Raw genomic sequence first — 25,303 nt, forward strand, 5'->3', positions numbered from 1 at the left:
TTTTCCTATGAATATTTGGATTATGCGCCATGGTGAAGCCGGGTTTAATGCGGCAATGGATAGTGAACGAAGTTTAACCGAGCATGGGCAAAAAACGGCTTATAAGCAGGGACAATGGTTGGCAAAACGTTTTCTTGAGCGGAATATTGTTTTGGATAAGATCATTGTTAGCCCGTTTTTACGTGCAAAACAAACTTTTGATGTTTTGCTTGAAGGTATGCGAGCGGTTGATTTTAAGCAAGATATAGCCGAGCTACCGATAGAAGTTTGGGAAGGGATAACGCCTTACGGCGATCCTGAGAATGTTAAAAACTATTTGGATTTTTTACGAGAAGAAGGGGCTAAAAATATTTTAGTCGTGTCACATTTACCGTTAGTGTATGATTTAGTTCTGAGTTTGACGCAAGACCAGGAAAATGTGCATTTTTATTCGGCGGTGATTGCGGAGATTGATTGGAAAACAGACTTCGGTAAAGTTTTAGCAATTGAAAATCCTTAAATGATAGTTTTTGGAATAATAATAAAATTATTTTCATTTTTTTAGAAATTGTCCAATAAATAGGCTTCCCAATTATGTAAAAAGTGCGTATCATACGCACCTCAAAATCAGCCAAAGCTGACATAGATTGATTAAAGAGTACGGTTTTTTAGCCGTACTTTTTATTTGGATATTTATCTCGTTAAATTTGCTTTAAATTTAATCACTTACGGAAGAAGAGAATATGCGTATAGGGCAATATGAATTAAAAAACCGTATTTTCCTCGCGCCGATGGCAGGTATTACCGACCAACCTTTTCGTCGCTTGTGTACTAAACTCGGAGCAAGTCTGACTTTTTCAGAGATGATGTCCACAAACCCTGACGTATGGCATACGGAAAAATCTCGTTTGAGGCTTGCGCATCATGAAGAGATTGGCATAAATGCCGTACAAATTGCAGGGTCGGATCCAACGGAAATGGCAATGGCGGCGAAAGTCAATGTTGAGTACGGGGCACAAATTATTGATATCAATATGGGTTGCCCGGCTAAAAAGGTAAACAAGAAAATGGCGGGCTCCGCACTTCTACGTGAACCCGAATTAGTCGCTCAAATTTTAGATGCGGTCGTTAATGCTGTAGATGTGCCTGTAACATTAAAAATTAGAACAGGTTGGGATCAGGAAAATAGAAACTGTTTGGAGATTGCTAAAATTGCTGAAAAAGCAGGTATCTCCGCTTTAACGATTCACGGTCGTACGCGTCATTGTCTTTTTGAAGGTAATGCCGAATACGACAGTATCAAAGCCGTTAAACAAGCGGTTTCTATTCCGATTATTGCTAACGGCGATATAACCTCCGCAGAGAAAGCGAAGTATGTGTTAGATTATACGGGAGCGGATGCGGTTATGATCGGTAGAGGCAGTTTCGGTCGTCCTTGGTTGTTTAAGGAAGTTGAACAATTTTTAGAGAATGGTCGTCTTTTGGATTTGCCTTTAGATGAAAAATGCCAACTCATGTTTAAACATATTGAAGATCTTCATCGGTTTTACGGTGAACAAAAAGGTTATCGTATAGCGCGTAAACATGTCGGTTGGTATGCGGATCAATTGTCGCCAGACTTAACTTTTAAACGTACTTTCAATGCGTTGGATTCGACAAAAGAACAATTACTCGCATTGGAAGATTTTATGAAATCGATTCGGTAGAATCCTTATTTTAGTTGGATAGAGGACAATGTTAGAACAACAACCTGTACAAAACCCATTAACGGTATCAATGTTAAATGCTCAAGCACAACAAGTGAATAAACCACTTCGTGACAATGTGAAAGCGGCATTAAAAAATTATTTATCTCAATTAAACGGTGAAGATCCAACGGAATTATATGAGTTGGTATTATCTGAAATTGAACACCCGATGTTAGATATGGTTATGCAATATACGCGCGGTAATCAAACTCGCGCTGCAACCATGTTAGGGATTAACCGTGGTACATTACGTAAAAAATTAAAAAAATACGGTATGGGCTAATTTTTAACTCATCTATTTTATGATAAAAAAGGCTATTCGATAGAATAGCCTTTTTTGTTACTTTAAAGAGAGTTGAAGAATATCACTAAGATAATGACCGGAATAACGAATTTGACGTAATTAAACCAAATATTCGTGAAGGTTTCTCCTGCGCCTAATTCTTTTTTCGCCTCATCTTTCAAAACGAATCCTACAAAAATCGCACTACCTAATGCGGTAAGGATAAATAGAATATTACCGCTGATATAATCGAAAGCATCAAAAATACTTTTGTCCATGATACGAATATTTTGCCAAAGATTATCGCCTAATACCGACGGAATATTACCAATCACAAAAATCGTAAACAGCGTAACCGCAATCGCTTTTTTACGGCTCATTCGTGTCTTTTCCTGTAAAGAGGTAATAATCACTTCATAAATTGTTAATGAAGTAGTCAGTGCGGCTACCACGAGTAAACTAAAGAAAATAATGGCAAAAACGGTGCCGCCCCACATATTGGAAAATACGATCGGCAAACTTTGGAAAACAAGCGTAGGACCTGAATTCGGCGCAACGCCAAAACTAAATAATGAAGGGAAAATCATAAAACCGGCGAGAACCGCAATCAAGGTATTCATAATACCGGTAATGGTAGCGGTTTTAACTAAATTCTCGTTTTTATCTAAATAGCTGGAAAGCGTAATTAACACGCCGAAACCAAGGCTTAAGGCAAAGAATACTTGCCCTAATACGAATACGAAAAGTTTCGGTGTAATTTTTGAAAAGTCAGGCATCAGGTAAAATGCAATCCCTTCCGCTGCTCCCGGTAGAGTGACATTACGAATCACCATCACTAATAAAAAGATAAAGAGTAACGGCATAAGATATTTAACCGAACGTTCGATACCGTCCACAATGCCTTTAATCAAAATGAAGTAGTTTACCAATACGAATAAAGCGGTATAACCGATAATCGCCATCGGACTGTTCTGAATACTTTCCTTATAGTAAGAGGCGGTCGTTTCAACCGTTATCGGTGTGGAAAGATCTAGAGCACCGCTGATTAAACTACCGATATAATTTAATACCCAGCCGCCCAATACCATATAGTAGGCTAAGATACCGAAAGCACCGAGTAAGCCCATATAGCCTAAAATTTTCCAACCCGAATGGATCTTTTGACCGTTCGCAGAACCGCCGAAAGCATCAATCGCATTGACTTTAATACGACGACCGATAACGTTTTCAACCAAAATCATCGGGATACCGATCACAATCATTGCGATACAAAATAAAAAGACGTAGGCTCCGCCGCCGTTTTCACCAACTAAATAAGGAAAACGCCAAGTTGCACCGAAACCGACGGTCGCTCCGGCAACCGTCATTACATAAGCCAATCTATTTGACCAAGATTGGCGTTCTACAGATTTATTCGCCATTATTACTCCTAAGCTAGGCTATTTCCGCGGATAAGCGGTAAGATTTTAAGAAATTTTTGCAAATTATGAGAAGAGTGCAAACAGTTCATCGACTTTGATACGAGAATCGGCTCGTTGCCCGATAGAACGCTGAACTTTAATTTTTTTTATTTTCGCACCATGATAAATTTGTCGGGTAAAAGCCGTATCGTGGTTTGAAATGAGTACGGGAATTTTATGTTTTTGCGCTTGTTTTGCGAGCTGGGCTAACTTTTCTTGCTGAACAAGACTAAATCCGCCGCCGGCGTAATGGGTAAAATTACTTTCCTGTTGTAAAGGCGCATAAGGCGGATCGCAGTAAACAATATAATTATCGGGAGCTTGATGCAAGCGGGCGAAAACTTGCTCAAAATCGGCACAGATGAATTCGGCTTTTTGTGCTTTTTCTGCAAAAAAGCGTAATTCATTTTCGGGAAAATAATGTGTTTTGTAAGCACCAAACGGCACATTATATTCATGCTTTTGATTATAACGGCATAAACCGTTAAAGCCGAAACGGTTCAAATAAAGAAATAAAACCGACCGCCTAAATTTATCGGACGAATGATTAAATTCTTGACGTCGTGCATAGTAAAAAGCAGCGGTATTCGCTTCGGTATCTAAGAACAGCGTTTTAGTTTCTTTAATATAATGTTCAACATCATATTTAATGATATTAAATAAATTAATTAAATCGGGATTAATATCGGCAAGTAAATAACGCTCATAATCCGTATTTAAAAATACGGAGCCGGCTCCAACGAAAGGTTCAACGAAACAAGCCCCCTGAGCAGGCTTAGGGGGCAAATGTTTACGAATTTCAGTGGTTAGGCGATATTTTCCTCCCGCCCACTTTAGAAAAGCTCTTCTATTATTCATTGAACTAACGTTGTGTGAATCTTTCAATCGCAGCTAAAACTTGCTGTTCCGACGCTTGTGCCGTAACGTAAGCTTCTCCGAGCGATTTTAATAAGACAAGACGTAATTGACCGCTTAATACTTTTTTATCTCGCCACATATAAGGTAAATATTCGCTCGGCTCCATCGTATCCGGAGAAATTGTCGGGAGTACGGCTTGTGCAAGTAATTTTTCCAAACGAGCGACATCTTGTGCGGATAAATTGCCTAGAATACGGGATAATTCCGCCGCTTCCAGCATCCCGACCGACACGGCTTCACCGTGTAACCAGTTTCCGTATCCCATATAAGCTTCGATCGCATGACCGAAGGTATGTCCTAAATTAAGTAATGCACGGTCGCCTTTCTCCGTTTCGTCACGTGCTACGACATCAGCTTTTAGCTGGCAACAGCGTTGAATACAATATTCCAGTTCGTGTTGTTTCAGCGCGACTAAGTGATGGATATTGTTTTCCAACCATTCGAAGAAATGAATATCGAAGATTGCACCATACTTAATTACTTCGGCAAGCCCGGCACTCACTTCTCGTTTAGGAAGCGTTTGTAAGGTATTCGTATCAATAATAACCAAAATAGGCTGATAGAACGCACCGATCATATTTTTGCCAAGCGGGTGATTAACCGCCGTTTTACCGCCGACCGACGAATCGACTTGTGCAAGCAAGGTCGTTGGAATTTGGATAAAACGAATACCGCGTTGATACGACGCTGCGGCATAGCCCGCTACATCACCGATCACTCCACCGCCTAAGGCGATAAGTATCGTATCTCTATTGTGATTTTTCTCCAATAAGGCGGTAAAAATCATATTAAGAGAATCTAGCGTTTTATATTTCTCCCCGTCCGGGATGAGAACGGAATCGACACTGCAACCTAATGAATTCAGCGTATCGGTTACTGTTGCAAGATAATGTGCGGCGACGGTCGGGTTTGAAACAATCATTACCTTATCGCCCGCTTTCAGCGAAGAATAGCTTTGCGGATCACTGAGTAAACCGGCTCCGATGCTAATCGGATAGCTACGCTCTTTTAATTCAACATTTACTTGCAACATATTTATTACTTCCTCATTCAATATTTATAGGAAACCGAATCCCGAGAAACCTATTGCAGATTATCAATCAGTTCGATGATGTGCGTTGCAACCAGTTTCGCACTTTGCTCATCGGTTTGTAGCGTAATATCCGCAATTTCTTCATAAAGCGGATTACGCTCTTTGGCGAGTGCTTCCAAGGTTTCACGAGGATTTTCCGTTTGAAGTAACGGACGTTTTTTATCGCGCTGCGTTCTCTCGAATTGTTTATCTACCGTTGTTTCAAGATAGATAACAATACCTCGAGCAGATAATACATTGCGATTTTCTTTTGATAAAACGGAACCGCCGCCGGTTGATAATACAATACCTTGGTTTTGCGTAAGCTCATTAATAATGCGTTCTTCACGCTTACGGAAACCGGCTTCGCCTTCAAGATCAAAAATCCAGTCGATATCGGCACCGGCACGTTCTTCAATCACAGCGTCAGAATCAATAAATTCCATTCCTAACATTTGAGCGAGCTGACGACCGATGGTGCTTTTACCTGCACCCATAGGACCTATAAGGAAAATATTACGTTTTTCTGCCATCGTTTGTTCTTCTTTTATTTAAAATATATTATGTGACAAATTCAATTTGTGGAAAAAAACGACCGCTAATGCTCAATTGCTTCGTGTTTTTAGCAACAGCAAGCGGTCTGTTTTACGAAAAATTTTGCAAAATGGTTTTTCGATTTAATTTAGTATAATAAATACCACAAATTGCCCAAAATAATTGGGTATGATTATCGCAAGAAACCATACCCAATTTCAACCTCATAGGGAGATAATCCCTAAAATTTCATAAATTATTTTTTTAGAATAATTCAAAGCTACCCGGTGAATTTAATAATTCTTTCGGTGGTAAACCTAAGCGTTGTTCTAAATGCGGTTTAGATTCTTGAGGTAGTTTGTAAGCTTTTTCTACGATATATTTTTTCGTCGGTTCGGTTCCTTTAATAAAGTATTCGGTTAGGTTATTACCAAGGAAGCCGCTTACGCTATCAATTTTGGTTTCAATGATATTCGGCGGAGTTGCCTGCGTTCTTTCTTTTTTATCCGCTAACGCCACTTTCATATATTTAATCCAAGCGGGCATTGCGGTTTTCGCTCCTGCTTCACCTTTACCTAAATCACGTTTATTATCATCAAAACCGACGTAAACCGTAGTAACGATATTAGCTCCGAAACCGGCATACCAAGTGACTTTCGAATTATTGGTCGTACCTGTTTTTCCACCGATGTCTTTACGTTTAAATTCATTCGCTAATGCTTTACTGGTTCCGTTCCAGGCTTGTCCCGGTTCTCCGTAAATCGCACTATTCAATGCGCTACGCATTAAGAAAGCAAGTTCACCGCTAATCACTCGAGGCGCATAACGGGTTTCCTGTCCGTTTTGTACCGCTTCAGTCATTAAACTCGGTGCATCGGATTTAACTGCAGGTTTAATTTCAAGTTCATCGTCATTCTCAGCCGGAGTATCATTGGTTTCATCACTTTCCGACACTTCCGTAGATGCTTGCAATTGTGTTTCATCATGAATTTTCACACCGTCAAAATAGGTCGGTTCAGGATATTTCACGCCGATATTACAATCTAGACAAGCAATAGCCGGATTGGCTTTAAATAATTCGTTACCTTGATTATCTAAAATACGTTCAATAATATAAGGATCGATTAAGTAACCGCCATTATCAAATACCGCATACCCTCGAGCCATTTCCAACGGGGTAAACGAAGCCGCCCCTAACGCAAGAGCTTCGGTTGCGACAAATTGCTCCCGATTAAAGCCGAAACGCTCAAGATATTCCGCAACATAATCTACGCCGGCCATCTGTAATGCTCGGATAGCGACCATATTCTTGGATTTACCGAGTGCGACGCGTAAACGTAAAGGACCTTCATAACGATTATCCGCATTTTTAGGTGTCCACGGTTTTTGTCCCTTTTTAGTAATCGTAATCGGAGAATCGCTTAAGGTAGTCGAAAGACTTAAACCTTTATTCATTGCCGCGGCATAAATAAACGGTTTGATTGACGAACCGACTTGAACGAGTGATTGGGTTGCTCGATTAAAACGACTTTGTTCGAAGCTGAATCCGCCGACAATCGCTTCAATCGCACCGTTATCACTATTTAACGATACTAATGCCGAATTTACTTCGGGAATCTGACCGAGTTGCCAATCTTTACCGTTTTTATGTTTACGAACCCAAATTTGTTCGCCCGCATTAAGTTTGATTTGTTTACCGAATACGGCATTTGATTTTTGCAGTTCCTCTTTATCGCCGTTAGGTAGCATAATGGTATAGCTATTTTTTCCGACGCTCGTAATCGCCGCTCCGATAAATGGATCGGAATTCGGTAATTTACTTAGATGATCAATGATTTTTTCGTCGTCCCAAGCTTCTTTGCCGGTCCAAAGTTTTTCGGCTCCGCGCCAACCGTGGCGGCGATCATAATTAATTAAGTTTTCACTTAATGCGTCTTGCGCCGCCTTTTGGTCGGTTGAAAGGACGGTGGCATATACTTTAAAGCCTTTATTATAGGCAACGTCTTCACCGTAGCGTTTGACCATCTCTTGGCGAACCATTTCAGTAACATAATCCGCTCGGAATTCTAACGTAGTTCCATAATAAGTCGCTTTTACCGGCTCCGCTTTCGCTTGCTCGTATTGTTGTTGAGTAATTTTTTTAACTTCCAACATTCGGCCAAGTACCACATTACGGCGATTTTCCGCACGTTTTACCGAATATAACGGATTCATCGTCGATGGTGCTTTCGGTAAACCGGCAATAATCGCCATTTCACCCAGAGTCAGCTGATCAAGGTTTTTACCAAAATAGGTTTTAGCGGCAGCGGCAACACCATGAGAACGATAACCTAAATAAATTTTATTTAGGTAAAGCTCAAGAATTTCGTCTTTCGTTAGTACTTTTTCAATTTCGAGAGCAAGAATCGCTTCTTTTAGTTTTCGTTCTAAATTACGTTCGGGGGTTAAGAAGAAATTTCGAGCTAATTGTTGGGTAATGGTACTCGCCCCTTGGGTGTCGCCTTGGCTTGAACGCCAAATTGCTCGAACAATTCCTTTCGGATCAATACCTTTATGCTCATAGAAGCGAACGTCTTCAGTCGCGATAACCGCATCAATCAGAGTTTGCGGAATTTCGGCTAATTTCACCGGAATACGACGTTGCTCGCCCACTTCACCGATTAATTTGCCGTCTGCGGTAAAGATCTGCATTGGTTGTTGCAGTTCAACCGTTTTTAAGCTGGATACATTCGGTAAACTTTCTCTGATATGCATATAAGCTAAACCGGCAGCAATGCCACCTAAAATAATAAGTGAAAGTAAGGCACTTAATATTATTTTTGCGATCTTCATCGAAAAATTCTCTTCTGGTAAATGACGGAAATAAAAGTTATTGCCAAGATATAGCGACTATAAAAGTGTAATTATAAGCCAAAAACGTTAAAAAAACCGCTTAAAAATCGAATAAAGTTGATTTAAGGAATTAAAATTGTGGAATTTTTCGCCAAATTACTTAAAAAGGAATCTGAAAATTGTTTGGTTGGAGTAAGTGAAAATCAGACCTATCGCTGTTTTTCCTTTGAATATCGACATCAAAGAAAAATTTATTGGCAAAAAATAGCAGAGAATAATCAATTTTCATTACCGCAAGCGGTTGAATTCCCAAAAAATTTAACATTTATTCGTTCTGTCCCTTTTCAATATATTTGGCGAAAATATTTGTTTTTACCGATAAGTTATGATCATGCGATGATCTATCGCCAACTTTTACAGGTGTTACACCAAGAATTACCGATTTCACTTAAAGAGCTTTATTTTGATTATCAAATTTTTCCGTTAGCGGATGAAAGGTTAATTCGGGTAATCGTTTATGCTTTACGTAAAAACTATGCGGATTCTCTTCTAATTCAATCCGATACGATTCTTGACTGTCAGCTTTATTGTTTTGTTCGCGGTTTCAATTATTTATCAACGCTAGAATTGTCGCTAGAAGACAGGATTTACGCTTTGGAAGATAAGACGTTTAGATTAACGACTAAAGGCATTGAATTTAATACGGATCTTACGCAAGCAAATTGTGATTTAAGCAAGCTTGAATTACCGAATTCGATAAAAGATCCGTTTTTATATTTAACCGCATTAGGGGCGAGTTTATGGAATGGCAGGGGATAAATTTAACCGATTTTCGTATAAGACGATGGAGACAAAAAATCTATAAACAATTTTACGGTTTGCTTTCGATTACAATCGTTGCGGTAGGTCTTGCTACTTATTTGCAACTAACCGCTTTGCAAATAAATCAACAAAACAGACCGCTTGCCAAGCAAAATCAGCAGCTTAAAACGGAATTGGATACTTTGAATCGAAAGTTAGAACAATATCGACGTTCGCCAATATCTGATACGTCTTATGTATTGACGGAAAACCAAGTCACCGCATTTTTAAATTTATTACAAAGTTTACCGTTACCGCAAGGCGGCATAGAAGAAGTGATTCTTGAATACAATGATATTCCCACGATGAAAATAGTCGGTCTCCTTATAAATTCGAGTCAATTTGAACAATTAGAGAAATATCTGGCTAAGCAAAAAGTATTTAAATTTGCATTAGTTAATTTTCAAATAAATGAACAACATCAAGTTGAATTTAGTTTTAATATTATGCTGAGAGAATAAATAATGTTTTCACTTAATAGCCTTTATTTATTACCGAATCACTCTTTATTTCGTATTTTATCTTTTATACAAAGCTATTTTAAGACAATTGCGCTAATGATATTTATTTCGATAATCAGTTATCCTTCTTATCAATATTTATATGAGTCTTACTTTGAGAAAGAATTATTCCTTATCCATCAACAGCTAACCGAAGAAATAGATCAAAAACGTCGGCTTTATCAAAGCGTTACCCAATATCATCATAATTTAGAAGAAAAAGAACAGCACATTAGCCGGCTTAATCAACAATTACAAAATATATTTATTACGCATCAAGTAAAGTTGGAACAAATGCAATGGAGTTTAGAACCGGAAAAATCTATTGATTTTTCCTTAACTCATCAAGTATCGAATATATTTAAATTAATTAAGACATTATCTGAAATTAAATTATTAAAATTTAAAGAGATCCATTTAATTAAATTGGATCAGGAAAAGCAGTTGCAATTAAGAGCGAACGTTATTGTTATTGAGGATAAAAATGAATAAATATGCTTGGATCTTATTGTTTCTCTCATCAATAAGTATTGCGGATCCCTTTTACGGAGAGAAATTAACTGAAGAAAGCAACACATTTTCAACGGAGGCGGACATTGTAATAAATATGGAAAATTTAACCGCTTGTAGCTTACCGCCACAACGAAATTCCCGTTATTTGCCGGCAAAATTGGCACAATTAAAATTTATCGGCGTTCTGAAAAAACAGGATAACTATAAAGCGATTTTTATGGATGCTCAAAAGCAACTGTTTGATCTGCAAGTTAATGATTGGCTGAATGACGAGTTGATTCAGATCATAGAGATTGATTTAAAATCAATAAGTTACATTGATTGGCAAACAGAGAAAAATTGCCAATCCCCGACTTCAATTACCTTAAAGTTATAGGCGGAAAATATGAACAGAATGATTTTGCTACTCTTTTTTATGTTGTCCTCTGTGATTGCACATGCTTTTTCTATTTCATTAAAAAATGCGCCGACAGCAGAAATTTTAAGCTACTTAGCCGAAGAGTACGGCAAAAATATTGTGTTAAGCGACAATATTGAAACAAATACCACCTTAAGGATTGAAAATAGCGATTTTGATAGTGTGCTAAAAAGTATTACTCAAGCAAATAAGCTGACCAGTGCCTATGAAAATCAGATCTATTTTATTAGCCATAAAAAAGATGAAAGAACTACTAGCGTAGGCTTAAATGCTGAATTGTTAAAACCTAAGTTAATTACTAAAACCATCAAGTTAGATTATGCCAAAGCGGCGGAAGTAATTGAATCTTTAACCAAAGGTAGCGGTCATTTTTTATCGGAAAACGGTTATTTGCATTTTGATGATCGTAGTAATAGTTTGATCATTAAAGATAGTCCGGAATCAATGAAAAATATCGTGAAATTAATTAGAAATTTGGATAAGCCGACCGAGCAAATTGCGATTGAAGCGAGAATTGTCACGATAAGTAGTGAGAATTTACAAGAGTTAGGCGTACGCTGGGGGATATTTTCTCCGGCAAACGGACATCATAAAATTGCCGGTTCGCTTGAAGCGAATGGCCTACCGAATACTAACCGTTTAAACGTAAATTTTCCGGTAAATAATGCTGCTTCTATTGCGTTACAAGTGGCTAAAATTAATGGTCGTGTGCTTGATTTGGAATTAACCGCTTTAGAGCAGGAAAATGATGTGGAAATTATTGCCAGTCCTCGTTTGCTGACCACCAATAAGAAGCCGGCAAGTATTAAGCAAGGGACGGAAATTCCTTATGTGTTATATAACCGTAAAGATGAAGTGAAAAATATTGAATTTAAAGAAGCGGTTTTAGGCTTGCAAGTGACACCGCATATTTCAAACGATAATCAGATTTTGCTCGATCTGATAGTGACGCAAAATTCACCGAATTCAGCCGCTTCAACAATTAATGGTTTAGTGACGATTGATAAACAAGAACTCAATACGCAAGTATTTGCTCAGCATGGTGAAACCATTGTACTTGGTGGTATTTTTCAACATTTAGCCGCAAAAGGAGAGGACAGAGTCCCTATTTTAGGTTCAATTCCGGTACTTAAAAAATTATTTAGCCATTCCAGTGATAGGATCAGTAAGCGCGAATTAGTTATTTTCGTTACGCCTTATATCGTCAAAAACGAAAAACAGCAAATTTCCTCGCATTCTTCACAGAAATTACCGCCAAAATAGGATAAATTGTGCTAAAATCTTTCGCTTAAATCGCAATAAATTATTTATAGATTGCGTCCGAATTATTGTGTGGCGGTTTATTGAAATGCCGCCATTTTGCTCTTTATGATAAACGCAGAGGTTTTATGAAAGTTTCCCCACGTCGCCGTGCCAGAGAGTGTGCGGTTCAGGCTCTTTATTCTTGGTATGTTTCGCAAAATAGTGTAGAAGAAGTTGAATTATCATTTGTCACAGACCAAGATATGAATGGTGTTGATTTACCCTATTTCCGTAAATTATTACGTGGTACGGTTTTATATGTAGAAGCGATTGATAACGAGCTTCGTCCGTTTTTAGATCGTGCGGAAGATGAAGTTGATCCGATTGAACGCACTATCTTACGTCTTTCAGCATACGAATTAAAATATGAACTTGACGTACCTTATAAAGTAGTGATTAATGAAGGTATTGAAGTGGCGAAAGTATTCGGTTCGGACGATAGCCATAAATATATCAACGGTATTTTAGACAAATTAGCACCGGCTTTAGGTCGTAAGTAATTGGTTTATCAAAAGAAGGTGAGCGTAAGTTCACCTTCTTTTTTGTTATGTAACGGAGGAAAAATGACGGAATTTGAAGTCATTGCACAATATTTTAAACGTAATAAGGTACGTTCAGATGTGGATTTATCAGTCGGTGATGACTGTGCAGTGACTACTTTAAAACCGAATGAACGTTTAGCGATTACTACTGATACACTTGTATCTGGAACGCATTTTCTTCCGTCTATTTCCGCTGCGGATTTAGCTTATAAAACATTGGCGGTTAATTTAAGTGATTTAGCCGCTATGGGGGCAACTCCCGCTTGGGTTTCTTTAGCTTTAACGCTTCCGAAAGTTGATCATCAGTGGCTTACCGAATTTAGTCACAGTCTATTTGCCGTGCTAGATCGCTACCATGTGGATTTGATTGGCGGTGATACCACCGGCGGACCGCTTTCGCTCACTCTTACCGCACAAGGAATTTTACCGAAAGATCAAGGATTGTTCCGACATCAAGCAAAAGTCGGTGATTGGATTTTTGTTTCCGGCAGTTTAGGGGATAGTGCAGCCGGTTTATCGCTGTTGTTGAATAATTGCAAAATTTCGGACGAATCCGACCGCTATTTAGTGCAACGCCATTTACGACCTACGCCAAGAGTGGAATTAGGACTGGCATTACGAGCATTTTCCCGTTGTGCAATCGATATTTCAGACGGCTTATTAGCGGATCTAGGGCATATTCTAACGCGTAGTCAAGTCGGGGCTGAAATCGAACTGGATAACATACCGCTTTCTACACATTTAGTGGCTAAATATAGTGAGCAAGAAGCGCTTCATTTCGCTTTAACCGGTGGGGAAGATTACGAGTTATGCTTTACCGTATCGGATGACAAGCGGTCGGAAATGGAGCAAATTTTACGTTCTCAAGGGATTAAAGTCAGCTGTATCGGTCAAATTACCCCGGCAACAAGCGGTCTGATTTTGCACCAAAATGGCAAACAAGTACCAACGCCGGCTCAAGTCGGTTTCGATCATTTTAAGTCATCATAAAAAATAGCTATGAACAGTTTTAATTTAAAAAATCCGATTCATTTATTCGCTTGCGGTTTTGGCTCTGGCTTATTAAAACCGGCTCCGGGTACATGGGGATCGCTTGCCGGTGTTTTGATTGCCGTTTTATTGTGGAATTTGACCGAGAGTTCTCTATTCTTTATCGGTTTATCCCTGATTAGTTTTATTGCCGGTTGCCATATTTGCGAGCAAACCAGTCGAGATCTAAATGTACATGATGACGGACGTATCGTATGGGATGAAATTGTGGCAATTTTTCTGATGTTTGCGTTTTTACCCGAATATAATTGGCTGGCTTATATACTGACGTTTATTTGTTTCCGTTTCTTTGATGTTTTAAAGCCTTATCCGATTCGTTATTTCGATGAAAAATTGGAAACCGGTTTAGGCATTATGTTTGACGATATTCTTGCTGCAATTTATGCTCTGATTGTTTTACATTTTATTTATTGGTTTATTTAGGAAAGTGTTATGTTGATGACGATTTTTATTGTGCAATTAATCGGTTTAATTAGCCCCGGCCCTGATTTTTTCTATATTAGCCGAAAAGCGGCAAGCGATAGTACGCGTAATGCGATCTGTGCTTGTATCGGTATTTCTATTGGTGTAGCAATTTGGGCGGTTGTAGCAGTGTTTGGATTATCTGTCTTGAGCCAAACTACGCATATTATTCAGTATATTATTATGATTTTAGGCGGAAGCTTTTTGGCTTATATGGGCGTTAAAATGGCGCAAGTTACCCAAAATGCAAAATTTGATGAGTCAAAAGCAAAAGTGGTGCAAACGACGGCTAGACAAGAAATTTTAAAAGCATTAAGTGTGAATATTGCGAATGCCAAAATTGCGGTATTTTTTAGCAGTGTGTTATCCGGCTATGTTGCACAATTATCCAATATGGCGGATTTACTTGCGGTATTAATGATTTTAGTCGGGAGCGCATTTGTTTATTTCTTATTGGTTTCGTTGCTTTTCTCTCGCAAACCGATTCGCAATTTTTATGCAAAATATAGCCGCTATATTGATAATGTCGCCGGTGTGATTTTTATTGTATTTGGTATGATTCTGATTTTTGACGGAATAAAAGGGCTAATAGGCTGACAAAAGTCCAAAGAAAAACAGGCTTACGTTTTTGCGTAAGCCTGTTTTTTAGTTTCAATCTTAAACGATATGTGTTTGGTACCATTGATTCAGCACGATACCGGCACTTACCGCCACATTTAAGCCGCTGTTTAACGGGTTTTCAAAAGAAAGTTGTACGGTGGTATCTTCCGGATATTCAATATCTTGTGCCGGAATTTCACTTAATACGAATACCGTTTTTTCAGCTAATTTGGTTTTTGCCAGCGAAGTTGCTTGTTTATTGCGGGTTAAATGGACGATTTGATAACCGGCATTACGTAATTGCGTCAGTGCGATTTGTTTATGTTTAGTTTCAAGCGGACGGACAAATTCTAAGCCGCCTTCGGCAACGCGAGCCGCAGCACTTGAATTAAGCGTATCTGCACTTTCTACAATTACACCGCTTACCCCATAGAACGCACAAGTACGAATAATACCGCCTACGTTTTGTGCATTATTTACCGCATCCAGCAAGACTAAACAGTCACGTTTACGCGGTACTTGTAGATATCCTTCTAATGAGAACGGTACGGCTTTTTTCACTAATAAACAGACATCGCCGTGATGTTCTGTACCGGTAACGCGTTCCATTTCGACACGATCTACCACATGGTAAGCTTTTTTGTGTTCGGCGAGGTAGCTAAGCATATCGCCTAACTTTTTCGCGCCTTCTACAGTTGCCCATAAACGCACAATCGCATCCGGTCTTTGTTTAAACAATGCAAGGCAGGCGTTTTCGCCGTACACTTTCATTTCTTCCGCTCGGTTCTTCTTAATTTTTTCCGGTGCGCGAGGAGAAAGCGGGCCGGTTTTTTTCTCTTTAATTGTGCTATTGCCGCCTTTTACACTAATTTGTACGCTACCTTCGCCGCCGGCTTTTTTACCGCTTGTCGGGTAAACCACTTCACGAGCTTCTTGGCGATCTTTTCGCTCGAAGCGGGTTTTATCACCACCGAATTTCGGTTTGTCAAAACGAGGTTTATCTTCGAAACGGTTTGAAGAGCGTTCGTTACGTTGCTCTCGGCGGTTTGAATTAGAGTCATCGCTAAAGCGGTTTGATTTGGTTTGGAATTTGTTATCACGACGCTCATCAACGGTTTGAAAGCGAGGTTTATTTTCATTAAATTTTGGTTTCATTTGATTGTTCCTTAGGGAAAATTTCGGGCTATTATAGTTTATTCACTTAGTAAAATACCGCTTTTTTGCAAAAAATTTTGAGAATCAGACCGCTTGTTATTTCTTTATTTATCGAGTTTCTTTATAATCAGTCGTCTTTTTATGTTCTTTAAAATCTGGTGGAATTATGAACCCAATGTTAAACATTGCTATTCGTGCTGCACGAAAAGCAGGCAATATTATTGCTAAAGGCTATGAGCAAGCCGCGAGTGAAATCGAAGTGGCTCAAAAAGGTACAAATGATTATGTAACGGCAATTGATAAAGCGGCGGAAGCGGCGATTATCGAAGTTATTCGTAAATCTTATCCTGATCACGCTATTGTCGGCGAAGAATCAGGTATCTTGGCAGGCGAAAACGAAAATGTGCAATGGGTGATTGATCCATTAGATGGTACAACAAACTTCGTGAAACGCTTACCTCATTTTGCGGTTTCGATTGCGGTACGTGAAAACGGTCGTACAACAGTGGGAGTTGTTTATGACCCAATCCGTAATGAACTTTTCACTGCCGTGCGCGGTGAAGGTGCAAAACTCAATGAATTCCGTTTACGTGTAGAAACGGAACGTCGTGATTTAAACGGTACCGTACTTGCAACCGGCTTTCCTTTCAAAGCGGCTAAACATCGTCCTGCGCACTTAAATATGCTAGAAGGTTTAATGAATAACGGCGTGGCGGATTTCCGTCGTACCGGTTCTGCGGCACTTGATCTAGCTTATGTAGCGGCAAATCGTGTGGACGGTTACTTTGAAATCGGTTTAAAACCGTGGGATTGCGCAGCGGGCGATTTAATTGCACGTGAAGCGGGAGCAATCGTAACAAACTTTGTTGGCGGTACGGATTACTTAAAATCAGGTAATGTCGTAGCGGGTCAGGCTCGTGTGGTAAAAGAGATTTTAAATGCGATCCAGCCGGCATTAACTGAAGATCTTAAAAACTAATTTAACGCATAGATTACACGGATAAAGCGAATAAGCGGTTGAATTTTCCGGTTATTTTGCAATATCCGTGTTAATTTGTGCGGTTCGTAGTTAAATAAAAAAAGAAAACACTATGCAAAACAAATATCCTCTGTTAAGCCAAATCAATTCTCCGGAAGATTTGCGTTTGCTTGCAAAAGAGCAATTACAGCCTGTGGCGGATGAGCTTCGTGCTTATTTACTGGAATCGGTTAGCCAAACAAGCGGTCATTTAGCCTCCGGTTTAGGGGTGGTAGAGCTGACGGTGGCTTTGCATTATGTGTATCAAACGCCTTTTGATCAACTGATTTGGGACGTTGGTCATCAAGCGTATCCGCATAAAATTCTTACCGGTCGTCGTGACCAAATGCATACCATTCGCCAAAAAAACGGTATCCATCCTTTCCCTTGGCGTGAGGAAAGCCTTTATGACGTATTAAGTGTCGGTCATTCTTCGACTTCAATCAGTGCCGGTGTCGGTATTGCTGTAGCGGCAGAAAAAGAAAATGCCGGACGAAAAACCGTATGTGTGATCGGTGATGGGGCAATTACGGCGGGTATGGCGTTTGAAGCGATGAATCATGCCGGTGCGTTACATACGGATATGTTAGTCATTTTAAATGACAACGAAATGTCGATTTCCGAGAATGTCGGCGCACTAAATAATCATCTGGCACGTATTTTCTCAGGTTCAATCTATACGACCGTACGTGACGGCAGCAAAAAAGTATTGGATAAAGTCCCGACCATTAAAAACTTCATGAAGAAAAGTGAAGAACATATGAAAGGGGTGATCTCGCCGGAAAGTACCTTATTTGAAGAGTTAGGTTTTAACTATATCGGTCCGATCGACGGTCATAATATTGATGAATTGGTTAAAACGTTAAGCAATATGCGTGAGCTAAAAGGCCCACAGTTCTTACATATTCGTACCAAAAAAGGTAAAGGTTACGAGCCGGCGGAAAATGATCCGATTGGCTATCACGGCGTGCCTAAATTTGACCCGACTTGTGGGCAATTGCCGAAATCAAAAACGATTCCAACTTATTCGGATATTTTTGGTAATTGGCTATGCGAAATGGCGGAACAAGACAGCAAGTTAATTGGGATTACACCGGCAATGCGGGAAGGTTCGGGCATGGTTGAATTTTCAAAACGCTTCCCTGAACAATACTTTGATGTTGCGATTGCTGAACAGCATGCGGTGACTTTCGGTGCAGGTTTAGCAATTGCCGGTTATAAGCCGGTGGTAGCGATCTATTCAAGTTTCTTGCAACGTGCTTACGATCAGCTGATTCACGATGTGGCGATTCAAAATTTACCGGTGATTTTTGCGATTGACCGAGCTGGGATTGTCGGTGCGGACGGGCAAACTCACCAAGGTGCATTTGACGTGAGTTTTATGCGCTGTATCCCGAATATGACGATTATGTGTCCGTCAGACGAGAATGAAATGCGTCAAATGCTTTATACGGCTTATAGCATGAATACACCGGTGGCGGTACGTTACCCGAGAGGTAATGCGCAAGGTGTGGCGTTAGAACCGATGCAAGCGCTTGAAGTTGGTAAAGGTAAGCTAATTCAGCAAGGGCAAAAAGTGGCGATTCTAAACTTTGGTCCATTGCTAAATGAAGCACGTATCGTTGCAGAAAAACATAATTACACGCTGGTAGATATGCGTTTTGTGAAACCGCTTGATGAACAATTAGTAGCGGAATTAGCGGATTCGCATGAGTTATTGGTTACCTTGGAAGAAAATGCAATTCAAGGTGGTGCAGGCAGTTTTGTGAATGAATATTTGCAAAAAATCGGTAAAATTCGACCGCTTGTCATGCTTGGTATTCCTGATTTCTTTGTGCCACAAGCGACCCAAGCGGAAAGCTATGCAGATTTAGGCTTAGATGCGGCAGGCATTGAGCAGAGAATTCAATCGATAGTAACTCGATAAAGAAAAAGCTCATCTTCAACGAAGATGAGCTTTTTTTGTAAAAAGTAAGCCAAATTCGACCGCTTAAGCTAATAAAAAAGTGCGTATTAAACGCACTTTTTTACTTTATACGATTTTTCAATTAACCGTTATATTTTTGGAATACTAAGCAAGCATTCGTACCACCGAAACCGAAGCTGTTAGACATTACGGTTGTTAATGCTTTCTCTTGACGTTCTGTCACGATATTTAAGCCTTCCGCTTGTTCGTCTAATGTTTCGATGTTAATACTTGGTGCGATAAAGCCGTTATCTAACATTAATAATGAGTAGATTGCTTCGTGTGCGCCCGCTGCGCCTAAAGAGTGGCCTGTCATTGATTTTGTTGATGAAATCGCAGGTTTTTTATCACCGAATACGTTTTTAATTGCACCTAACTCTTTCACATCACCAACCGGTGTAGAAGTACCGTGTACGTTAATGTATTCCACTTCACCGTTTACGGTTGCTAACGCTTGTCTCATACAACGTTCCGCACCTTCACCGCTTGGCGCAACCATGTCATAACCGTCAGAGGTTGCACCGTAGCCTACGATTTCAGCATAGATTTTTGCGCCACGTGCAAGTGCGTGTTCTAATTCTTCAACAACCACAACCGCACCGCCGCCTGCGATAACGAAACCGTCACGGTTTGCGTCATAAGCACGGCTTGCTTTAGTCGGGTTATCGTTATATTTGGTTGAAACCGCTCCCATCGCATCGAATTCGGTTGCACATTCCCAAGAAAGTTCTTCCGCACCACCAGCAAATACAACGTCTTGTTTACCTAATTGGATTAATTCCATTGCATGGCCGATACAGTGCGCAGAAGTTGCACATGCAGAACTGATTGAATAGTTTACGCCACGAATTTTGTATGGTGTCGCTAAACATGCCGATACGCTTGATGCCATGGTTTTGGTTACCGCATAAGGACCAACCGCTTTCACGCCGCGCGGACCGCGTACCGCATCACAAGCCACTAATTGGCTGTGTGCCGAACCGGTACCTGCACCGATAACTAAACCGGTACGATCGTTTGATACTTGATCTTCGGTTAAACCTGAATCTTCGATAGCTTCTTTCATTGAAAGATAAGCGTAAGAGGCGGCATCCCCCATAAAACGATAGACTTTACGGTCAATTAATTCGGCCGGATTTAATTTAATTGTGCCGGCAACTTGGCTGCGCATACCGACTTCAGCAAATTCAGGAACGAATTCAATACCTGATTTACCTTCTTTTAATGAAGCTAAAACTTCTTCTTTATTGTTACCGATACTAGAAATAACGCCTAAACCAGTGATAACGACTCTTTTCATTTTGTTTCCTTCATCAGATTGATTTCGTAAGATATTAGATTCAGCTTACACTTGTTCGCTAAAGTAAGCTACTAAAACTTATTTATTTTACATGATTTTAGGACTGGTCTGAACTCTTTTCGTGATGGTTTCAATTCTGATCCGAGCTGTTTTTCTAAAATTTTTGCGAGATGTCAAAAGTTATTTGGCGGCTGTCTTTACTTTTTTTATCAAAATGTTACATTGATCACACTTTTATGTTGTAAGGGAGTAAATGTGAAAACGTTACAGTTATCAACAAATACGATAAATAATCATTTATCCGAGGCTTCCTTTTCAAAAAATATTGATTGGACATCACATATTACATGGGGAATTTCTCGTGTTGATGCGTTGGATCATTTCAGAACTCAACGTGCTTTAGCGGCGAACAGTCCGCAATTCGAGCAGGTTTTCTCATTATTACCGCTTTTAATCCATGCCAATTTGCCGGAATTACCCGCATATGTAAAGAATGCACCGAGCGGTATCGCTTCTTTTGAACTTTCGGAATCTCAAGCGCATTATCTTTCCCAATTATCAATAGACCGTTATGCACTTCAAAGTCCTTCCGATTTTACTGCGTTTGACGGGCTTTATTCTATGGGCAGTACCGGTGCAATTACGCAAACCAGTCTATCCGATATTGATTTATGGCTGTGTTATTCTGATCGTTTAAATGCTTTAGAGTACCAATTAATTGAGCAGAAACTGGAAAAAATTAAACAATGGGCTAAACATTTAGGCGTGGAAATCAACTTCTATTTGATGAATCCGGCGCATTTTAAAGCGCATTTATATCATAGCGATGTAAATGAAGAACATAGCGGTTCTGCGCAACATTATTTCTTATTGGATGAATTTTATCGTTCGGCGATTCGTTTAGCCGGTAAGCGATTGCTTTGGTTACATTTACCTGACGGACTTTATCAGCGATATTTATCTTCTACCGAATTTAATCCGGAGGAATGGGTTGATTTCGGCGATTTTTCATCGCTTTCAGCCGATGAGTTTTTTGGTGCGAGCCTTTGGCAATTATATAAAGGGATTGAATATCCTTATAAATCGGCAATCAAAATTTTATTATTGGAAAGTTATGCGGATACTTATCCGGATACGGATTTGATCTCAAAACAATTCAAGTTGAAATTACTCTCAGAGCAAGATTGCGAATATCATTTTGATCCTTATCTGGCGATGTTGGAGCAAGTGACGGGCTATCTGAGTCGGCGTAAAGAAATGTTGCGTTTATCGCGGTTAAGAATGTGTTTCTATGTGAAAGCGAGTGAGGGCGAAGCGAGAGAAACATGGCGTACGCAGGCTCTAAGAGAGTTAATCGAGGGATGGAATTGGAACCTGCAAGAACTTAACTTACTGGACAATCGTCAAAATTGGAAAATTAAGCAAGCGGTCACTCATCAGCAAATTATTGTCGAGCAGCTGTTGCAGAGTTATCGAAATTTAATTCAATTCGCCCGAAAATTTCATATCGATCCGAGCATTTTAGCCAGTGATATTGATATTTTAATGCGAAAATTATATTCGGTGTTTGAAATGGCACCGGGTAAAGTGCCGTTAATTAATCCTCAAATTTCCGAGAATTTGGCGGAAAGTGCGGTGACTTTTATTGAAGTACGGGAAGGATCTGCGATGCAAGCGGGCTGGTATATGATCAATCAAGCACCGAGAAGTCCTTATGATCCGGCGTTACGCTACGTTAGACAGGCGAAAAATCTAACCAAATTGGTTGCTTGGGGCTACTTTAACGGGGTAATTACTTCCAATACCCAACTGCATTTGGTCAGCCGCAGTTTGGATTTGGCTCGTTTGCGCCAATTTATTACCGACTTACGTTTATCATTTCCGGTTAAAGCTCCGGAAATGATTGACGATGATTTGTTGCATCCGAACGAAATTCGCAGCCTGATTTTAGCGGTAAATTTAGTTAAAGATCCGACGCAAAAATTGTCGGAGACCCGACGTACCCTACAGCCGAGCGATTTATTTAATTTTGGCTCGACTCAGCAGAGTTTAGTCGGCAGTGTAAGCATTATTTACCGGAATTTGTGGAATGAAATCAGAACGCAGCATTTTGAAGGCGACGATGCGATTTTAAAAGCATTGAAGTTGATCTCTAATAAGATTTATCGAAGCTCGGCTTCACCGCAATCGGTTAATGTTTTTTGTTACAGCCGTCATTTACGCAGTGAGTTACGTGACTTTATTGCGGAATTGGTGCATAAATGTATTACGATTCAAACGGGAACGATTTCACAAAAACAACCGTTAAGTACCTTAAAAGTTGCCGGCAAAATGTGGCAATTCGTTTTTGGTAAACAAAAAGTAGAGATTCAACCGATAGATGAGCAAGCGGTCGAATTTAGCCCAAAAGTTGCAAATTTACAAGATGAAGCGGGTGTACGAGCTAAAGCAAGCAGTGTTTTTCCGAAAGAAATTGATGAATTTGCCAGTGAGGGGTTTCTACAATTTTTCTTTGAGGATAATGCGGACGGTAGCTTTAACGTATATATTTTAGATGAACGAAACACCTTAGAAATTTGTTACGATTGTTTTTGCTCTAAAGAAGAAAAAGTAAAAGAAATCAATCGAATGCATGCCGCTGAAAAGAGTAAAGAAAATGCTTCGTTGGAAAGTTTTAATTTTCCCCAATTTTATCAATTAATTCGTTTAGATGGCAAAACGCAAATTGTGCCTTTCCAAAGTAAGCAACATCGCCAATATTTGCGGCAAATGCAGTAAGAATCGTATTTTTATTACTCAACTTGCTAAATTAAGATGTACTGGAACAGGATGGTATTAATTTAGTTATTTTATATTTGGAATCTCAATTTTATGTCGATCGATATCTCTCATTTAGATAATCCGGAATTAGCGAAAATTGTGGCGTTACTTGCTACCAGTATTACGATTGTGCCGTTATTTAAACGTATCGGGCTAGGTAGTGTACTGGGTTATTTAGTGGCGGGCTGTCTGATTGGCCCGTCGGTGTTAGGATTGATTCAGGATCCGCAAGCGGTCGTTCATTTGGCGGAACTCGGTGTTGTGATGTTCCTGTTCATTATCGGTTTGGAAATGCACCCCGAATTATTGTGGAGTATGCGTAAAGCGATTTTTGGACGAGGGTTCTTGCAAGTTGCGACTTGCGGCGTGTTATTGACCTTAGCCGGCATTTATATTCTTGGGTTAAGCAAAGAAGTCGCTTTTATTGCCGGGGCGGGTTTTACCCTTTCTTCTACAGCGATTGTAATGCAAGTGCTTGAAGATAAAGGGATTGCGAGTACTCAAAAAGGACAACGCATTGTTTCGACTTTGTTATTTGAAGATTTGGCTATTGTACCTTTACTGGCAACGATTGCTTTTCTGGCACCGGAACAAGCGAATGAAGAACAAACATCAAGTTTAACTTCTATCGGTATTGCGATTGTCGGTATCCTTATTTTAGTTATCGGCAGTAAATGGGTGATGAATCCGTTATTTAGAATGATTTCGAAAGCGAAAGTCCGAGAGATGATGACCGCTGCGGCATTGCTAGTGGTACTCGGTGCGGCGTTATTGATGGAAATGAGCGGACTTTCGATGGCAATGGGGGCGTTTGTCGCCGGTGTTATTCTGTCCGAATCTTCTTTTCGGCACCAGTTGGAAGCGGATATAGAACCGTTCAGAGGGCTATTACTCGGGCTGTTTTTTATGGGTGTCGGTATGTCGCTTGATCTGAATTTCGTGTTTAACGATTTAGTTTGGTTATTAAGTATCGTTGCGGTGTGCGTGTTTGGGAAAGCATTTGGCGTTTATATTATCGCTTTGATTACACGGCTTTCGAATCGAGAAGCCTTAATGCGTACTTCGATTATGAGCCATGGCGGTGAGTTTGCTTTCGTACTGTTTTCTGCAGCGGCGGCGGCTGGATTATTAGATCAAGATCAGCAGGCGACTTTTACCGCAGCGGTGATTGTGTCGATGTTAATCTCGCCGTTAGTGATGTTGCTGATGCAACGTATGATTGCGCGTAAAGCGAGTGCCGAAGCTCCGAATATGATGGGGATTGAGATTGCCGAAGATTTGGAGAACAGCGTAATTGTTATCGGATTCGGGCGTTTTAGTCAGATTGTCTGTCAGGCATTGTTAGCGAGAGGTATTACGGTTACCGTGATTGATTCAAGTACTGATCGTATTCGAGCGGCGGCTACTTTCGGGTTTAAAGTGTATTACGGAGACGGTACGCGATTAGACGTATTACGAGCCAGCGGATTGGAAAAAGCCGATTGTGTCGTGTTAGGGATTAATAATCCGACACGTAGCGCATTAATTGTCGAACAAATTAAGAATGAGTATCCGCTTACCCCGATATTCGCACGAACTTATGACCGTCATAGTGCGATTGAACTAACCAAATTACACGTAGATTTCCAAATTCGCGAAACATTGGAATCCGCTTTGGTATTAAGTAAAGCGGCAATGATGAAATTAGGCGTGGATGAAGTGGAAGCGACCGAAATCGTAGAGAATGTTCGCTTGCTGGATAAAGAACGTTTTAAAGAAGAGCTTATTTACGGTACTTCGGCGGAATTAATTCGGAAATATTTCACTCCGAAACCGTTTGTTAAACCTCAGCAAGCGGCGGAAGCATTGAATGAGGACGCGGCGGAAATTTTGGCGGAAGAATCGGTGAGTTCAAATACAAACAATGAAGAGAAATAAAGCATTGAAAAATTCGTATTTGATCAAATATCTTAACAACAAAGGGCGAGTTA

23 protein-coding genes are annotated in these 25,303 nt (G+C 39.9%); 16 read left to right on the forward strand and 7 right to left on the reverse strand.

All coding sequences use genetic code 11. The features are described 5' to 3' along the window. The first annotated feature begins 7 nt into the window (after positions 1–7). From sixA to fis, 3 genes are all read left to right on the forward strand, one after another. Positions 8–499, forward strand: coding sequence for a phosphohistidine phosphatase SixA (gene sixA / locus NYR63_RS01000; RefSeq protein ID WP_279457755.1), 492 nt, complete (start codon positions 8–10; stop codon positions 497–499). A 223-nt stretch (positions 500–722) separates the two neighbouring features. After that, complete coding sequence (gene dusB / locus NYR63_RS01005) at positions 723–1,685, forward strand: tRNA dihydrouridine synthase DusB (RefSeq protein WP_279457756.1); 963 nt, start codon at positions 723–725, stop codon at positions 1,683–1,685. Between the two features lie 28 nt (positions 1,686–1,713). Further along, positions 1,714–2,010 (forward strand): DNA-binding transcriptional regulator Fis, encoded by a 297-nt coding sequence (gene fis, locus NYR63_RS01010; protein ID WP_005595953.1) that lies wholly within the window; start codon positions 1,714–1,716, stop codon positions 2,008–2,010. Positions 2,011–2,072: 62 nt separating this feature from the next. On the opposite strand, the gene NYR63_RS01015 is transcribed toward fis, so the two are convergent. From NYR63_RS01015 to NYR63_RS01035, 5 genes are all read right to left on the reverse strand, one after another. Continuing rightward, a complete protein-coding gene (locus tag NYR63_RS01015) occupies positions 2,073–3,431 on the reverse strand; it encodes a sodium-dependent transporter (protein WP_279457757.1) in 1,359 nt (452 codons plus the stop codon). Between the two features lie 63 nt (positions 3,432–3,494). After that, a complete protein-coding gene (locus tag NYR63_RS01020) occupies positions 3,495–4,328 on the reverse strand; it encodes a Dam family site-specific DNA-(adenine-N6)-methyltransferase (protein WP_279457758.1) in 834 nt (277 codons plus the stop codon). Between the two features lie 4 nt (positions 4,329–4,332). Next, positions 4,333–5,421 (reverse strand): 3-dehydroquinate synthase, encoded by a 1,089-nt coding sequence (gene aroB / locus NYR63_RS01025; RefSeq protein ID WP_279457759.1) that lies wholly within the window; start codon positions 5,419–5,421, stop codon positions 4,333–4,335. A gap of 50 nt (positions 5,422–5,471) precedes the next feature. Beyond that, entirely contained in the window at positions 5,472–5,993 is a 522-nt protein-coding gene (aroK, locus tag NYR63_RS01030; RefSeq protein WP_279457760.1) for a shikimate kinase AroK, read from the reverse strand. A gap of 265 nt (positions 5,994–6,258) precedes the next feature. Further along, positions 6,259–8,826: a penicillin-binding protein 1A gene (locus NYR63_RS01035; protein ID WP_279457762.1), complete on the reverse strand. Its 2,568-nt coding sequence runs from the start codon at positions 8,824–8,826 to the stop codon at positions 6,259–6,261. 138 nt (positions 8,827–8,964) lie between these two features. On the opposite strand from NYR63_RS01035, the gene NYR63_RS01040 reads away from it, so the two are divergent. The 9 genes from NYR63_RS01040 to NYR63_RS01080 all read left to right on the forward strand — a co-directional run bounded on the left by NYR63_RS01040 (position 8,965) and on the right by NYR63_RS01080 (position 15,071). Next, the gene (locus tag NYR63_RS01040; RefSeq protein WP_279457764.1) at positions 8,965–9,645 is read left to right on the forward strand and encodes a pilus assembly protein PilM; all 681 of its coding nucleotides are present in this window, start codon (positions 8,965–8,967) and stop codon (positions 9,643–9,645) included. Beyond that, positions 9,627–10,148, forward strand: coding sequence for a hypothetical protein (locus NYR63_RS01045; protein ID WP_279457765.1), 522 nt, complete (start codon positions 9,627–9,629; stop codon positions 10,146–10,148). Before NYR63_RS01040 ends, NYR63_RS01045 begins: the two co-directional genes overlap by 19 nt. 99 nt (positions 10,149–10,247) lie before the next feature. Beyond that, a complete protein-coding gene (locus NYR63_RS01050) occupies positions 10,248–10,679 on the forward strand; it encodes a chromosome segregation protein (RefSeq protein ID WP_279458517.1) in 432 nt (143 codons plus the stop codon). Further along, positions 10,672–11,076 (forward strand): hypothetical protein, encoded by a 405-nt coding sequence (locus tag NYR63_RS01055; protein WP_279457766.1) that lies wholly within the window; start codon positions 10,672–10,674, stop codon positions 11,074–11,076. The genes NYR63_RS01050 and NYR63_RS01055 overlap by 8 nt, the downstream gene beginning before the upstream one ends. 9 nt (positions 11,077–11,085) lie before the next feature. Further along, positions 11,086–12,381 carry a type IV pilus secretin PilQ gene (gene pilQ, locus NYR63_RS01060; RefSeq protein WP_279457767.1) on the forward strand — a complete coding sequence of 432 codons (1,296 nt, stop codon included), beginning with the start codon at positions 11,086–11,088 and terminating at the stop codon, positions 12,379–12,381. Between the two features lie 125 nt (positions 12,382–12,506). Further along, a complete protein-coding gene (gene nusB, locus NYR63_RS01065) occupies positions 12,507–12,920 on the forward strand; it encodes a transcription antitermination factor NusB (RefSeq protein WP_279457768.1) in 414 nt (137 codons plus the stop codon). Between the two features lie 63 nt (positions 12,921–12,983). Next, a complete protein-coding gene (gene thiL, locus NYR63_RS01070; protein WP_279457769.1) occupies positions 12,984–13,952 on the forward strand; it encodes a thiamine-phosphate kinase in 969 nt (322 codons plus the stop codon). A gap of 9 nt (positions 13,953–13,961) precedes the next feature. Beyond that, entirely contained in the window at positions 13,962–14,435 is a 474-nt protein-coding gene (locus NYR63_RS01075) for a phosphatidylglycerophosphatase A family protein (RefSeq protein WP_279457770.1), read from the forward strand. Positions 14,436–14,447: 12 nt separating this feature from the next. Continuing rightward, entirely contained in the window at positions 14,448–15,071 is a 624-nt protein-coding gene (locus NYR63_RS01080; protein ID WP_279458518.1) for a LysE family transporter, read from the forward strand. A gap of 60 nt (positions 15,072–15,131) precedes the next feature. On the opposite strand, the gene NYR63_RS01085 is transcribed toward NYR63_RS01080, so the two are convergent. Continuing rightward, positions 15,132–16,229 (reverse strand): TrmH family RNA methyltransferase, encoded by a 1,098-nt coding sequence (locus NYR63_RS01085; protein ID WP_279457771.1) that lies wholly within the window; start codon positions 16,227–16,229, stop codon positions 15,132–15,134. Between the two features lie 166 nt (positions 16,230–16,395). Here NYR63_RS01085 and suhB point away from each other — a divergent pair, with 166 nt between their 5' ends. Then, entirely contained in the window at positions 16,396–17,208 is an 813-nt protein-coding gene (gene suhB / locus NYR63_RS01090) for an inositol-1-monophosphatase (protein WP_279457772.1), read from the forward strand. A 112-nt stretch (positions 17,209–17,320) separates the two neighbouring features. Continuing rightward, positions 17,321–19,174, forward strand: a complete 1,854-nt coding sequence (gene dxs / locus NYR63_RS01095) for a 1-deoxy-D-xylulose-5-phosphate synthase (RefSeq protein WP_279457773.1) — start codon at positions 17,321–17,323, stop codon at positions 19,172–19,174. A gap of 121 nt (positions 19,175–19,295) precedes the next feature. On the opposite strand, the gene fabB is transcribed toward dxs, so the two are convergent. Next, complete coding sequence (gene fabB / locus NYR63_RS01100; RefSeq protein WP_279457774.1) at positions 19,296–20,513, reverse strand: beta-ketoacyl-ACP synthase I; 1,218 nt, start codon at positions 20,511–20,513, stop codon at positions 19,296–19,298. A 255-nt stretch (positions 20,514–20,768) separates the two neighbouring features. Between fabB and NYR63_RS01105 the strand changes: the two genes are divergently transcribed. Together NYR63_RS01105 and NYR63_RS01110 are read left to right on the forward strand one after the other, a co-directional pair. Next, entirely contained in the window at positions 20,769–23,291 is a 2,523-nt protein-coding gene (locus NYR63_RS01105; RefSeq protein WP_279457775.1) for a class I adenylate cyclase, read from the forward strand. A 93-nt stretch (positions 23,292–23,384) separates the two neighbouring features. Further along, positions 23,385–25,250 (forward strand): monovalent cation:proton antiporter-2 (CPA2) family protein, encoded by a 1,866-nt coding sequence (locus NYR63_RS01110; protein WP_279457776.1) that lies wholly within the window; start codon positions 23,385–23,387, stop codon positions 25,248–25,250. Positions 25,251–25,303 lie beyond the last annotated feature (53 nt).

Origin of the sequence: Actinobacillus genomosp. 1 (genome assembly GCF_029774175.1) — a bacterium.
Lineage (GTDB): Bacteria > Pseudomonadota > Gammaproteobacteria > Enterobacterales > Pasteurellaceae > Actinobacillus.